This window comes from Streptomyces sp. NPDC058653 (assembly GCF_042716895.1).
Classification (GTDB): domain Bacteria; phylum Actinomycetota; class Actinomycetes; order Streptomycetales; family Streptomycetaceae; genus Streptomyces.
This window is the reverse complement of the sequence record NZ_JBHXRM010000047.1, coordinates 20,308-33,467: the sequence shown is the minus strand read 5'-3', so window position 1 is coordinate 33,467 and position 13,160 is coordinate 20,308. Positions and strand designations below refer to the sequence as shown.

Below are 13,160 nucleotides of genomic sequence, written 5' to 3'. Positions count from 1 at the left end.
ATGAAACTTACGCGCCGCTTAGGCGGGACGCATCAGACACATGGGACAGATGCCGCGAAACGACCGCGTGTGCGGGCGCCCTAGCGGGTCGCGCCGTCCTCCTGCGCGCGGTTGGCCTCCAGCTTGGCCTTCGCCGAGTCGACCCTGCCGACGATCTGCGCCGACATCTCGTCGCGCTGCTTGCGCAGCAGGACGAAGCTGAGCGGCGCGGAGACGACGAGCGAGAGCAGCAGCACCCAGATGAAGTTGGAGTCCCCGAGCCCCTTGGGCAGGGCGCCGAACTGGACCAGCGCGGCGACGACGACGAAGCTGCCGACGAAGATGCCCAGGCGCATCGCGGTGTAGCGGATCGTGGCGCTCGTTCTGGCGGCGGTCACAGCGGCACCTCTCCTCGTGGCGACATGTCCGGGCGGGCTCGTCCGGCGGCGTACGCGTCCAGTGAAGCACGCCGCCCGCTGTCCCATATAAGGGGGTTGACCCGGGCACGCCCGGAGGGCCGCCGGCTCAGTGCAGCGGCAGCAGCATCGTGATGTCGTCGCGGTCGTCGCCGGGCGCCACCCGTATCGCGTCCGGCACCCGGCCGACCTCCTTGTAGCCGCACGACGCGTAGAAGCGGTCCACGCCCGTGCCGCCCCGGCAGGTGAGCCGGATCGCCTCGATGCCCTCGATGCCCCGGGCGGCCTCGGCCGCCGCGCGCATGAGGTCGCGGCCGTACCCCTTGCCCTGGTGCCGCGGGTGGACCATCACCGTGTACAGCCAGAGCCAGTGCCGCATCAGCCGGTGGGTGTTGAGGGCGAGGAAGACCGTGGCGGCCACGGCGCCGTCCTCATCCACCCCCACGAGCAGCCGGGTCCGCCCCTCGGCCATCGACACGAGGTGCTTGACCAGCTCCGCCCGTACGTCGTCCGGGTTCACCGGGGGTACGAAGCCGACGGCGCCGCCCGCGTCGGAGACGTCCGTCCAGAGGGCGACGACGCCGTCGCGCAGGTCGGGGTCGACGGGCGGGTCGAGGGTGAACGTAAGCGGCATTTCCGCACCGTAACCAGTACTCGTCCGCGGTCTCAAACCCGTTCCAGAACCCGAGAAGCCCCGGCTCGACGAGCCGGGGCCGCCCGACGGAGGTACGGCGGGGAGGTCAGAGCCGCATGGGCTGCGGCGTCTCGCGCCTGGCCTCGTCCGGGCCCGGGTACTCCCGGATGATCTCGTAGCGCGTGTTCCGCTCGACCGGCCGGAAGCCGGCGTCGCGGATCAGGTCGAGCAGATCGTCACGGCCGAGCTTGTTCGGCGTGCCGTAGTTGTCGGCGTCGTGCGTGATCTTGTACTCGACGACCGAGCCGTCCATGTCGTCCGCGCCGTGCTGGAGGGCGAGTTGGGCGGTCTGCACACCGTGCATCACCCAGAAGACCTTGACGTGCGGGACGTTGTCGAACAGCAGCCGGGAGACGGCGAAGGTCTTCAGCGCCTCCGCGCCGGTGGCCATCGTCGTCCGCGCCTGGAGCCGGTTACGGATCTTGCCGTCCTGCATGTCCACGAAGTCGTGCTGGTAGCGCAGCGGGATGAAGACCTGGAACCCGCCGGTCTCGTCCTGGAGTTCACGCAGCCGCAGCACATGGTCGACCCGGTGCCTGGGCTCCTCGATATGGCCGTACAGCATCGTGCACGGGGTCTTGAGACCCTTCTCGTGCGCGAGCCGGTGGATCCGCGACCAGTCCTCCCAGTGCGTGCGGTGGTCGACGATGTGCTGCCTGACCTCCCAGTCGAAGATCTCGGCGCCGCCGCCGGTCAGCGATTCGAGGCCGGCGTCGATCAGCTCGTCGAGGATCTCACTCGCCGTCAGCCCGGAGATCGTCTCGAAGTGGTGGATCTCGGTGGCCGTGAACGCCTTCAGCGAGACCTCCGGCAGGGCCTCCTTGAGAGCCTTCAGCGAGCGCGGGTAGTAGCGCCAAGGCAGCGTCGGGTGGAGCCCGTTGACGATGTGCAGCTCGGTGAGGCTGTCGCCGCGCATCGCCTCTGCGAGCCGGACGGCCTCCTCGATACGCATCGTGTACGCGTCCTTCTCGCCCGGCTTGCGCTGGAACGAGCAGTAGGCGCACGACGCGGTGCAGACGTTCGTCATGTTGAGGTGGCGGTTGACGTTGAAGTGGACGACGTCACCGTTCTTGCGCGTCCGCACCTCGTGCGCGAGCCCGCCCAGCCAAGCCAGGTCGTCCGACTCGTAGAGGGCGATGCCGTCCTCACGGGTCAGCCGCTCACCGGCCCTGACCTTCTCCTCCAGCTCGCGCTTGAGCCCCACATCCATGACAGATGCAGTCATGCGGCGCCTCCCACTGTGTGTGCCGACTTCTCCGCCGGAACTCGTACCGAAATCTGCCGAACGCCCACTTCTCGCCAGGCCCCACCAACCGTACGCCTAGGTTTCGTCGGGAAGTTCGCCGACCCGGTTCTCCCACTTGGTGGAGAGCACGATGGTCGTACGGGTCCGCGAGACGCCCTTCGTACTGCCGAGGCGGCGGATCGTCTTCTCCAGGCCGTCGACGTCGCCCGCGCGGACCTTGAGCATGTACGAGTCGTCGCCCGCGATGAACCAGCAGTCCTCGATCTCGCTCAGCCCGCGCAGCCGGTGCGCGACGTCCTCGTGGTCGGCGGCGTCCGAGAGCGAGATACCGATCAGCGCGGTGACACCGAGACCGAGCGAGGCCGAGTCGACGGTGGCGCGGTAGCCGATGATGACGCCCGCCGCCTCCAGCCGGTTGATGCGGTCCGTGACGCTGGGCCCGGAGAGCCCGACGAGCCGGCCGAGCTCGGCGTACGAGGCTCTGCCGTTCTCTCTGAGGGCCTGGATGAGCTGCCTATCCACGGCGTCCATATGCCTGAAGCCTTCCATTGTTCAGCAATCTCGCAAGTTGATATATGCAATCAGAGGCAGTGCGGTGGTGCGGCGGTTCTACGCGGGCGCCGGCCCGGTCCGGTCCGCCCCGGGGTCCGGATCCGGACCCGTACGGGAGCCGCCGAGCTCCCCCTCCCAGCGGCGGTACAGCCGGTGCGGCACCCCCGCGGCGTCCAGCACCCGCCCGGCGACGAAGTCCACCAGGTCCTGGATGTGCGTGGCGCCCGCGTAGAAGCCCGGGGACGCGGGCAGCACGACGGCGCCCGCCTCGTCCAGGGCCACCAGCTGCCTGAGGGTGGCGCCGCCCAACGGGGTCTCCCGGACGGCGACCACCAGGGCGCGGCGCTCCTTGAGCGTCACGCTCGCCGCGCGTTGCAGCAGGTCCTTCGAGAGGCCGAGCGCGACACCCGCGACCGAGGCCGTGGAGGCGGGGACGATCAGCATCCCTTTTGTCCGGTACGACCCCGAGGACGGCCCGGCCGCCAGATCACCGGCGGCCCAGTGCCGTACGTCCGACACGTCGGGGGCGAAGGTGTCCGGCTTGCCGTCGGCGCCCCTGGCCAGCCAGACGCGCAGATCCTCCCGCCAGCGCGCGTCCCGGAAGGAGATCCCGGTCTCGTCGAGCAGCGTGAGGCGGGACGCGCGGCTGACGATCAGATCGACGCTCTCGCCGGCGTCGAGCAGCCCGCGCAGCACGGCCGCCGCGTACGGGGTCCCCGACGCGCCGGAGACTCCGACGACCCAGGGCCGCCGGGACCCCGCCGTGGGCCGCTCGGTGTGCCGCTGGTCCTCGTGGTCCGATCCGGGTTTCACGCGTCCGACCCTATCCGGCGGGCGGAAGCAGGAACCGGGGACGGTACCTCGCGCGTTCCAGGTGTGGGAGCGCGACGACCCCTGGGGGGCGACATGCCGGATTCATCCATCGACAGGACCGCGGTGCGCCGTATCAAGGCGGCGGCCGCTCTCATGCTGGGCTGGCTGGCGCTGCTCTGGGTGCTGGAGGCCGTGGACTCGTCGACCGGGGCACTGGAGACGTACGGGCTGAGCCCGCGTGACGTGGGCGAGCTGCGCGATGTCATCCCGATGGCCTTCCTGCACCACGGCTTCGACCATCTCGCGGCGAACGCGGTGCCGCTGCTGGTGCTCGGCTTCCTCGCGGCGCTCAGCGGGACGGGCCACTTCCTGCGGGTGGTCCTCACGATCATGGTGGTCGGCGGTCTGGGTGTCTGGCTCACGGCCGCGGACAACTCCGTCACGGCGGGGGCCTCCGGCGTGGTCTTCGGACTGCTCGGCTATCTGCTGGTCCGCGGCTTCGTCAATCGCCGGGCCGTGGACATCGTGGTGGGTCTGCTGGTCCTGGTGATGTACGGCTCCGCGCTGTGGGGCGTGCTGCCGACGAACCCGTCGGTGAGCTGGCAGGGCCATCTCTTCGGTCTCATCGGCGGCGTGCTGGCGGCGTTCGTGTTCCGCCGTCCCAAGCGGCCCGCCCCGGCGGGCTCGCTCATACCCTGACCCTCCCGCCGGGCCCGTGCCCGGCCGGGGTCAGACGGTCAGGCCGCGTACGAGCAGGTCGAGCAGCGCGCAGATGAAGAGCGCCATCCCGATGAAGCCGTTGACGGTGAAGAAGGCCCGGTTGAGACGGGACAGATCGTTCGGCTTCACGACCTGGTGCTCGTAGAGGAACGCGGCGGCGACGATCAGCAGGCCCACCCAGAAGAACAGACCCGCGTCGGTGATCAGGGCGTACCAGACCAGCAGCGCCGTGGTCACGGCGTGCGCGACGCGCGCGCCGTACAGCGCGGCCGGGATGCCGAAGCGCGCCGGGACGGACTTCACCCCGTGCGCGCGGTCCGCCTCGACGTCCTGGCTGCCGAAGATCAGGTCGAAACCGCCGATCCAGATGCCCACGGCCAGACCGAGGACGACCGCGTCCCACGACCACTCGCCGGTGACCGCGATCCACGCGCCGACCGGGCCCATGGCCTGGGCGAGCCCGAGGATGGCGTGCGGGAAGTTCGTGAACCGCTTCCCGTACGGATAGACGACCATCGGCACGACGGCGACGGGGGAGAGCACCAGACAGAGCGGATTGAGCAGGGCGGCGGCGCCCAGGAACACCACGAGGGCGACGAGCGCGCCCGTCCACGCGGAGCGCACCGACATCGCGCCGGTCACCAACTCACGGTTCGCGGTACGGGGGTTACGGGCGTCGATCTCGCGGTCGATGATCCGGTTGCAGGCCATCGCGAAGGTCCGCAGGCCCACCATGGCGACGGTGACGAGCAGCAGCCGGCCCCAGTGGATGTTCCGGTCGAGCTGGAACATGGCCGTCAGCGCGGCGATGTAGGCGAACGGCAGCGCGAAGACCGAGTGCTCGATCATCACCAGCCGCAGGAACGCCCGCGTCCTGCTGCCGGTCGGCGCGGGTCCGGGCCCCGAGCGGCCCGGCCGGCCCTGCCCGACAAGTCCGTCGGCTCCCTCGGCGGCACTGCTCACAGGCCGTACTCCCTCCAACGCTTCGTCACCCGGTCCGCGGTCTCCGGGTCGGACTCGACCATCTCCGGCCAGCCACCGTCCCGCGTGTACCCCTCCTCGGGGAGTTTGCGCGTGGCGTCGATACCGGCCTTGCCACCCCAGAACTGCTGGTACGAGGAGTGGTCGAGATGGTCGACCGGGCCCTCCACCACCGTCAGGTCCCTCGAGTAGTCGGTGTTCCCCAGCGCCCGCCAGGACACCTCGTGCAGATTGTGCACGTCGCAGTCGGCGTCCACGACCACGATCAGCTTGGTGAGCGACATCATGTGGGCGCCCCAGATGGCGTGCATCACCTTCTGCGCGTGTTTGGGGTACTTCTTGTCGATCGAGACGATCGCGCAGTTGTGGAAGCCGCCCGACTCCGGCAGGTGGTAGTCCACGATGTCGGGCACGATGATCTTGAGCAGCGGCAGGAAGAACCGTTCCGTCGCGCGTCCCAGCGGCCCGTCCTCCGTCGGCGGCCGGCCCACCACGATCGACTGGAGCAGCGGGCGCTCGCGCATCGTCACGCAGTCGATGGTCAGCGCGGGGAACGGCTCCTGCGGTGTGTAGAAGCCGGTGTGGTCGCCGAACGGCCCCTCGGGCAGCGTCTCCCCCGGCTCCAGCCAGCCCTCGATGACGACCTCGGCGTTGGCGGGCACCTGGAGCGGCACCGTACGGCAGTCGACCATCTCGATCCGCTTGCCCTGGACGAAGCCGGCGAAGAGGTACTCGTCGATGTCACCGGGCAGCGGGGCGGTGGAGGCGTACGTCACGGCGGGCGGACAGCCGAAGGCGATCGCGACGGGCAGCCGTTCACCGCGCCTGGCGGCGACCTGGTAGTGGTTGCGGCTGTCCTTGTGGATCTGCCAGTGCATGCCGATGGTGCGCCTGTCATGGCGCTGGAGCCGGTAGAGCCCGAGGTTCCGGACACCGGTCTCGGGGTGTTTGGTGTGTGTCAGACCGAGGTTGAAGAACGAGCCGCCGTCCTCCGGCCAGGTGAAGAGCGCGGGCAGCCGGTCCAGATCCACGTCGTCCCCCATGAGGACGACCTCCTGCACGGGCGCGCTGCCGGGCTTGACCTTCTTCGGCGGCACGTGCGTCATCGTGCCGAGCTTCCCGAAGGCCTCGCGCACTCCCACGAAACCCTGCGGCAGTTCGGGCTTGAGCAGCCCGCCGATCTTGTCGCTGATGTCCGTGTACGCCTTGAGGCCCAGCGCCTTGAGAAGCCGGCGGTCCGTCCCGTACACGTTCATCGCCAGAGGCATGTCGGAGCCCTTGACGTTCTCGAAGAGGAGCGCCGGTCCGCCCGCCTTGTTCACCCGGTCGACGATCTCGCCGATTTCCAGATACGGATCGACCTCGGCCTTGATGCGGGTGAGGTCGCCGTCGCGCTCCAGCGCCCGGAGCAGCGAGCGAAGATCGTCGTATGCCATGCCCTCCAGTATCTGCTACTCGCTACCCTGGTCCTGTAACCGGGGCCACCGCTCCGTACTCGATCTCCACGCACAGGGGGACCGCCCATGCTTCGGGTGCTGATGATTCTGGTGCCGCTGGCTCTCAGCATCTATGCCTTCATTGACTGCATCACCACCGACGAGAAGGACATCCGTCATATCCCCAAGCCCATCTGGGCCGTCCTGGTGCTGCTCTTCCCGCTGGTCGGCTCGATCGCGTGGCTGATCGTGGGCAGGAAGCCCGGCACCGGCGCGGGGTCGACGGGGCGCCGCGGCGGATGGGTCGCGCCGGACGACAACCCCGACTTCCTCAAGTCCCTTGAGGAGGAAGGCAAGAAGGACGGCAAGAAGGACGGCCCGAGCGACCCGGCCGCCAAGGCCGAGCCCGGTCCCGCCGTGCCCGACGCGGACGCCGTGGCCGAACTGGAGCGGCGTGAGGCCGATCTGCGCCGCCGTGAGGCGGAGATCGAGCGCCGCGAGAAGGGCGGCAGCGCGGACGACGTCCCGCCCGCGAGCTGACCCCCGTACGACGACGGAGCGGCGCGCCCCCGGTGGTCCCGGGAGCGCGCCGCTTTCTCCGTTCCTACGCGGTCACACGCCCGCGTACGAGTGCTTTCCGGTGACGAAGATGTTGACGCCGTAGTAGTTGAAGAGCCAGCACCCGAAGGCGACCAGCGCCAGCGTCGCCGCCTTGCGGCCCTTCCAGCCCGCCGTGGCGCGCGCGTGCAGGTAACAGGCGTACGCGACCCAGGTGATGAACGACCAGACCTCCTTGGGGTCCCAGCCCCAGTAACGGCCCCAGGCGTCGCCGGCCCAGATCGCGCCGGCGATGATCGTGAAGGTCCAGAGCGGGAAGACGGCGGCGTTCACGCGGTACGAGAACTTGTCGAGCGTCGCGGCGGCGGGCAGCCGCTCCATGACGGAGGACCACGCGCGGCCGACGGTGACGCCCCGGGCGACCTTGGACTCGTACACGTCACGCAGCAGATAGAAGAGCGTGCCCACGGCGCCGAGATAGAAGACCGCGCCGCAGAAGATCGCGGTGGAGACGTGGATCCAGAGCCAGTACGAGTGGAGCGCCGGGACCAGTTGGTCGCTGTCGGTGTAGAGCACGGTCGTCGCGATGCCGAGGTTGAGCAGCACCGTGGTGACCAGCGGCAGTCCGATCCAGCGCACGTTCTTCTTCGTGAGGAGGAAGGCGAGGTACGTGCCGACCGCCACCGTCGAGAAGGTGGTGGAGAACTCGTACATGTTGCCCCACGGCGCGCGCTGCACCGCCGTCGCGCGGGCGATGACCCCCACGGCCTCCAGCAGGAAGCCGAGCGTGGTCATCGAGACGGCGATACGTCCGTAGAGGTCGCCCTTGAGGGAACCGCCCGCCGCGCCGGGCCCGTCGGGCACGTCGCGGTGTCCGGCCGCCGAGCGCGTGATGACCTTGGGCCGCTCCAGGACGGCGGTGCCGCCGCCCTTCTCCTTCTCCGCCGTACGCACCTCGACCGTGGCGGAGGCCTTCGCGCCGGCGCCGGTCAGCGCGGCGGCGGTACGGCCGACCTTGCTGCGGCTGCCCAGGACCCACTCGGCGATATGGGCGAAGAAGGCCAGGGTGTAGACGGCCATGGACGAGTAGACCAGCACGTTGGCGGTGTTCGCCAGGCTCTCGTTGGTGGTGGCGGCGAGGTTCACTTCTCAGCCCCTTCGACAGGCTCTCCGGTAGTGGCGGCGGCGGTGGGTGTGTCTGAAACGTCCGTGTTCTCCTGCGCGTCCGGGGCCTCTTCGGCCGCCGGCGCGGTCGGCGCCTGCGCGTTGAGCGTCAGCGCCAGGTCGCCCAGCTCCTCCGGGAGCTTCGCCGACTCGGAGCGGCCGAGACCGGCCATCTCCACGACGGTGACGCCGTCCGCGCCCCGTACCGTACGGACCCAGATCCGGCGCCGCTGGATGAACAGCGAGCCCACGAGGCCGAGCACGGCACCGATCGCACCCGCGAGGGCGAGCCCGTTGCCGGGCTGCTGGGAGACCGTGAAGGTCGCCCACTCCTTGATGTCCTTCTCGAAGGTCACCGAGCCCGCGCCGCCGGGCAGCTCCATCGTCTCGCCGGGCAGCAGCCGCTTCGCGAGCTTGTTGCCGTCGGCGTCCTTGAACTGCTTCATCTTCTTGGTGTCCAGCTGGTACACGTTCTGCGGCAGACCGGAGTCGACGCCCAGGCTGCCGATGTAGCCGGTGAGCGCCAGCACGGGATAGTCCAGTTCGGGGAACTGGGAGAACATGCTCCCGTTGCCCTTGCCCGCGAACGTCGGGACGAAGAAGGCGTTGAAGCCGAGCTGCTGCTTCTTGCCGTTCTTGTCGCGGTAGCCGTCCATCACCTTGATCGCGCCGGTCGAGGTGATGTTGTTGTCGATCGGCAGGAGCGGGGTCGCGCCCTTGAAGACGACCTTGCCCTTCCCGTCGCGGACGGTGAGGACGGGGGCGTAGCCGTGGCCGATCAGATAGACCTTCGAACCATTGACCTCCAGCGGTTCGTTGACCTCGATGACGGCTTTGCGCTCCTTCTCGCCGGCCTTCGCCGAGTAGCTGACGTGGGCCTCGAACTCCCGGGCGGTGCCGACCTGCGGCCCCTTGCGCTCGAAGGTGCCGACGAACTTGTCGAGGGTGAAGCTGAACGGCTCCAGGTCGTCGGTGTCGTACATGGAGCCCGACTTGAAGTCGTCGTACTGGGTGAGGGTGTTGGAGAAGCCGTCGCCCTCCAGGATCAGCTTTCCGCCCTCGGACTTGAAGAGCTGTCCGGTCGCGAAGGCCACCAGCATCACGATCAGCGCGATGTGGAAGAGCAGATTGCCCGTCTCGCGGAGGTAGCCCTTCTCGGCGGCGACCGCGTCCCCCACCGTGTGGGCGCGGAAGCGCCGCCGCTTGAGCAGGGCGAGCGCCGCCTCGCGGGCCTCGTCCGGCTCGGCCGTCGTACGCCACGTCGTGTACGCGGGAAGCCTGGTGAGCCGCTTGGGGGCGGCCGGTGGACGGCCGCGCAGCTGCCCGACGAACTGCCAGGTGCGCGGGACGATGCAGCCGATGAGCGAGATGAAGAGCAGCAGATAGATCGCGGAGAACCAGACCGAGCTGTACACGTCGAACAGCTGGAGCTTCTCGTAGATCGGGGTGACCGTCTCGTGCTGCTCCTGGAACGTCTGGACCTTGAGCTCGTCGACGCTGTTCTGCGGGATGAGCGAGCCGGGGATGGCGGCGAGCGACAGCATGAAGAGCAGGATCAGCGCGACACGCATCGAGGTGAGCTGGCGCCAGAACCAGCGGAGCCAGCCGAGCGGGCCGAGGCTGGGGCCGCCGACGGCGGACTCCTCGCGGGGCGCGGTGGACAGCTGCGATCCGGCGGCGCCGAGTTCGCGGGCCTCCTTGGCCTCGGGTGTGAGGGACGTCTCGGACGTGAGGGACGTCTCGTCAGGGCCCTCGGCCGTCTCCGCCGCCGTCGTCTCTGTCTTGCTCATGGAACTAGATCCCCACCGTGAAGCCGTTGGTCCACGTCTGCATGGACTGCATGATGCTGTCCCACACGCCGGTCACGAGCAGCACCCCGGTCGCGATCATCATCACGCCGCCGATCCGCATCACCCACATGTAGTGGCGCTTGACCCAGCCGAAGAGCCCCAGCGCCTTGCGGAACGCCACGGCGGCGAGCACGAAGGGCACCCCGAGTCCGACGCAGTACGCGACGGTCAGTATGGCCCCTCGTCCCGCGGTCGCCTGGTCGAAGGCGAGCATGTTCACGGAGGTGAGCGTCGGGCCGATGCAGGGTGTCCAGCCGACCCCGAACAGCGCGCCCAGCACCGGGGCGCCGACCAGCCCCGACACCGGCCGCTTGTGGAGGCGGAACTCGCGCTGGGTGAGCCAGGGCAGCAGCCCCATGAAGAACACGCCCATCGCGATCATGAGCACACCGAGGATGCGCGAGATGACCGTGCGGTTGTCCTGGAGGGTGCTGCCGAAGTAGCCGAAGAGCGCGCCGCCGGAGACGAAGACCGCGGTGAAGCCGGTGATGAACAGCACGGCGCCGGTGACCATCCGGCCGCGCCGGGCGTCTCCCAGATCGGTGCCGCTGATGCCGGTGACGTACGACAGATAGCCCGGCACGAGCGGCAGCACGCAGGGCGAGAAGAACGAGACGAGACCGCCCAGCAGCGCGATCGGCAGCGCGACCAGCAGGGCCCCGCTGAAGACCGTCTCATTCATGCCGGGAACCGCGGCGAGAACCTCCACGGGATCACTTCTCCGCGATCAGCGGGTCGATCATCTCGCGCAGCTTCTTGTCGTCGAGCGCCTTGAGCGAGCGGGCCGCGATCCTGCCCTCACGGTCGAGCACGATCGTGGAGGGGATGGCCTGCGGATTGAGGCTGCCCTTGGGGAAGCCGTTGACGATGAGCTTGCCGGCCGGGTCGTAGATGCTCGGGTACAGGACGCCGTAGTCCTTCTCGAAGGCTATGGCCGAGCCCTTGTTGGCGTCGCGGGTGTTGAGCCCGACGAAGGCGACCTCCTGGCCCTTGGCCTCGGTCTCCTTGGCGACCTTCGCGAAGTACGGCGCCTCGGCGCGGCAGGGGCCGCACCACGAACCCCAGACGTTCAGAACGACGACCTTGCCCTTGAGGTCCGCCACGTCGAGCCGCTTGCCTTCGAGCGTCTCGCCGGCGATCTCGTCGACCGGCTGCCGGTCGGCCACGGCGACGGTCTGCACGCCGCCGGTGTTCGTCACGAAGTTGGTGTCACCGCCGCCCCCGGACGTGGCGCCACCGCCGCACGCCGCCAGGGTGAGCATGGCCGCCGACGCGACAACGGCCGGAAGCACGGCGCGTGGGCGTCGGTTCGAGCGGCTTCGGGGGGCTCGGCCAAGGTTCATGTGAAAAGTTTCGCATGGGCCATTCAGGGATCTTCTTCGCCCCCCTCGCTCCCGGGAAACGCCCTGTCGGCGGCCTGTTCGGGGCCGCCGTCCCGTACGCAGGGCCGCCCGGGCGCGCTTCGGCTCAGGCCGCTTTGAAGAAGGTGTTCCACCCGCCCGCGGGGGCCTGACCGACGTCCAGCGTACGGAGTTTGGCGAGCACCGCCGGGTCCTGGACGTCGAGCCAGTCCGCGAACTGCCGGAAGGACACCAGCCGTACGTCCTTCTTGCCCGCCATCCCCTTCAGCGCCTCTTCGACCGCGTCCATATATATGCCGCCGTTCCACTCCTCGAAGTGATTCCCTATGAAGAAGGGGGCCCGATTCGACTCGTACGCGCGCCGGAATCCGGAGAGATAAGCCTCCGCGGCCTGCTTGCGCCAGCCCGGATAATTCGCGGGAACACCCTTGGTCGAATTTCCCGACTGATTGGCGAGCATGTTGTAGTCCATCGAGAGCACCTCGAAGGAGCGCCCGGGGAACGGCACGCCCTGCAACGGCAGATCCCACACGCCCTTGCGCTTCTCCGGCCACATCTGCCGGCCGCCGGGCGAGCTGGCGTCGTAGCGCCAGCCCATCTTGGCCGCCATGGGCAGCAGGCTGTCCTGGCCGAGCAGACAGGGCGTGCGGGCGCCGACGAGTTCCTTGCGGTAGTCGAACGGCAGCGGGTCGAGGTCCTTCCAGCCGCTGTTCGTCTTCCACTCGGTGACGAAGCCGATGGCCTGCTCGGTCTCGTCGCGCCACTGCTTGGGCGACCAGTTGCCGACGGAGCCCGAACCGGCGCAGAAGTGCCCGTTGAAGTGGGTGCCTATCTCATGCCCTTCGAGCCAGGCCTTGCGTATGTACGTCAGCGTCTCCTTGATGTGCCCGTCGGTGAGGTAACCGATGTCGGAGGCGCCGACGGCGTTGCCCGGCGGGCGGTAGAGCGTCTTCTTCGACTCCGGCAGCAGATAGATGCCGGAGAGGAAGAACGTCATCGCCGCGCCGTGGTCCCTGGCGAGGTCGAGGAAGCGCGGAAAGAGGCCGTTGCCCACTTCGCCCGCGCCGTCCCAGGAGAAGATCACGAACTGCGGCGGGGTCTCGCCCGGTTCCAGCGGTACGGGGGCGGGCGGCTGGTGCGGCTGCTTTCCGGTGTCGGACGTGGAACCGTCACCGATCATCCGCACATTCTTCTCACTCGGCCCGGCGCTCGGCCTGCCACTTCCCCTGTCCCCCGCCCCGCCCGTACCGGAACCGGTATTGCCGGACGTGCCCCCGTCGTTACCGCAGGCCCCGATTCCGATTGCGGCCGCGGCCCCGATTCCGGCCCCGAGCAGGTTCCTTCGGCTCATGCCGCGCATTTCGTCCCCATCCGCGATCGCCCATGTCAC

At 69.0% G+C, this 13,160-nt stretch carries 14 protein-coding genes; 2 read left to right on the top strand and 12 right to left on the bottom strand.

Annotated elements, in window-relative coordinates:
- Nucleotides 1–80: 80 nt before the first annotated feature.
- From ACFWU9_RS30435 to ACFWU9_RS30415, 5 genes are all read right to left on the bottom strand, one after another.
- Nucleotides 81–377, bottom strand: a complete 297-nt coding sequence (locus ACFWU9_RS30435; protein WP_384324138.1) for a DUF4229 domain-containing protein — start codon at nt 375–377, stop codon at nt 81–83.
- Nucleotides 378–504: 127 nt separating this feature from the next.
- Nucleotides 505–1,029, bottom strand: a complete 525-nt coding sequence (locus ACFWU9_RS30430; RefSeq protein ID WP_384324136.1) for a GNAT family N-acetyltransferase — start codon at nt 1,027–1,029, stop codon at nt 505–507.
- Between the two features lie 106 nt (nt 1,030–1,135).
- A complete protein-coding gene (gene mqnE, locus ACFWU9_RS30425; protein ID WP_384324178.1) occupies nt 1,136–2,299 on the bottom strand; it encodes an aminofutalosine synthase MqnE in 1,164 nt (387 codons plus the stop codon).
- 111 nt (nt 2,300–2,410) lie between these two features.
- A complete protein-coding gene (locus ACFWU9_RS30420) occupies nt 2,411–2,866 on the bottom strand; it encodes an Lrp/AsnC family transcriptional regulator (protein WP_023539462.1) in 456 nt (151 codons plus the stop codon).
- Between the two features lie 78 nt (nt 2,867–2,944).
- Nucleotides 2,945–3,700, bottom strand: a complete 756-nt coding sequence (locus ACFWU9_RS30415; protein ID WP_384324134.1) for a UbiX family flavin prenyltransferase — start codon at nt 3,698–3,700, stop codon at nt 2,945–2,947.
- Between the two features lie 93 nt (nt 3,701–3,793).
- On the opposite strand from ACFWU9_RS30415, the gene ACFWU9_RS30410 reads away from it, so the two are divergent.
- Entirely contained in the window at nt 3,794–4,399 is a 606-nt protein-coding gene (locus ACFWU9_RS30410; RefSeq protein ID WP_384324132.1) for a rhomboid family intramembrane serine protease, read from the top strand.
- A 30-nt stretch (nt 4,400–4,429) separates the two neighbouring features.
- On the opposite strand, the gene mqnP is transcribed toward ACFWU9_RS30410, so the two are convergent.
- Both mqnP and ACFWU9_RS30400 read right to left on the bottom strand, forming a co-directional pair.
- The gene (gene mqnP / locus ACFWU9_RS30405; protein WP_384324130.1) at nt 4,430–5,383 is read right to left on the bottom strand and encodes a menaquinone biosynthesis prenyltransferase MqnP; all 954 of its coding nucleotides are present in this window, start codon (nt 5,381–5,383) and stop codon (nt 4,430–4,432) included.
- On the bottom strand, nt 5,380–6,837 hold the full coding sequence (locus ACFWU9_RS30400; RefSeq protein ID WP_384324128.1) for a menaquinone biosynthesis decarboxylase: 1,458 nt from the start codon (nt 6,835–6,837) through the stop codon (nt 5,380–5,382). Before ACFWU9_RS30400 ends, mqnP begins: the two co-directional genes overlap by 4 nt.
- An 87-nt stretch (nt 6,838–6,924) precedes the next feature.
- Between ACFWU9_RS30400 and ACFWU9_RS30395 the strand changes: the two genes are divergently transcribed.
- Complete coding sequence (locus tag ACFWU9_RS30395) at nt 6,925–7,377, top strand: PLD nuclease N-terminal domain-containing protein (protein ID WP_384324126.1); 453 nt, start codon at nt 6,925–6,927, stop codon at nt 7,375–7,377.
- A gap of 72 nt (nt 7,378–7,449) precedes the next feature.
- On the opposite strand, the gene ccsB is transcribed toward ACFWU9_RS30395, so the two are convergent.
- The 5 genes from ccsB to ACFWU9_RS30370 form a co-directional block, all read right to left on the bottom strand.
- On the bottom strand, nt 7,450–8,541 hold the full coding sequence (gene ccsB, locus ACFWU9_RS30390) for a c-type cytochrome biogenesis protein CcsB (RefSeq protein ID WP_384324124.1): 1,092 nt from the start codon (nt 8,539–8,541) through the stop codon (nt 7,450–7,452).
- A complete protein-coding gene (locus ACFWU9_RS30385; protein WP_384324122.1) occupies nt 8,538–10,349 on the bottom strand; it encodes a cytochrome c biogenesis protein ResB in 1,812 nt (603 codons plus the stop codon). The genes ccsB and ACFWU9_RS30385 overlap by 4 nt, the downstream gene beginning before the upstream one ends.
- Before the next feature lie 4 nt (nt 10,350–10,353).
- Nucleotides 10,354–11,091: a cytochrome c biogenesis CcdA family protein gene (locus ACFWU9_RS30380; protein ID WP_384324120.1), complete on the bottom strand. Its 738-nt coding sequence runs from the start codon at nt 11,089–11,091 to the stop codon at nt 10,354–10,356.
- A gap of 31 nt (nt 11,092–11,122) precedes the next feature.
- A complete protein-coding gene (locus ACFWU9_RS30375) occupies nt 11,123–11,752 on the bottom strand; it encodes a TlpA family protein disulfide reductase (protein WP_384324118.1) in 630 nt (209 codons plus the stop codon).
- A 124-nt stretch (nt 11,753–11,876) separates the two neighbouring features.
- Entirely contained in the window at nt 11,877–13,130 is a 1,254-nt protein-coding gene (locus ACFWU9_RS30370; RefSeq protein WP_384324116.1) for a hypothetical protein, read from the bottom strand.
- Between the last annotated feature and the right edge of the window lie 30 nt (nt 13,131–13,160).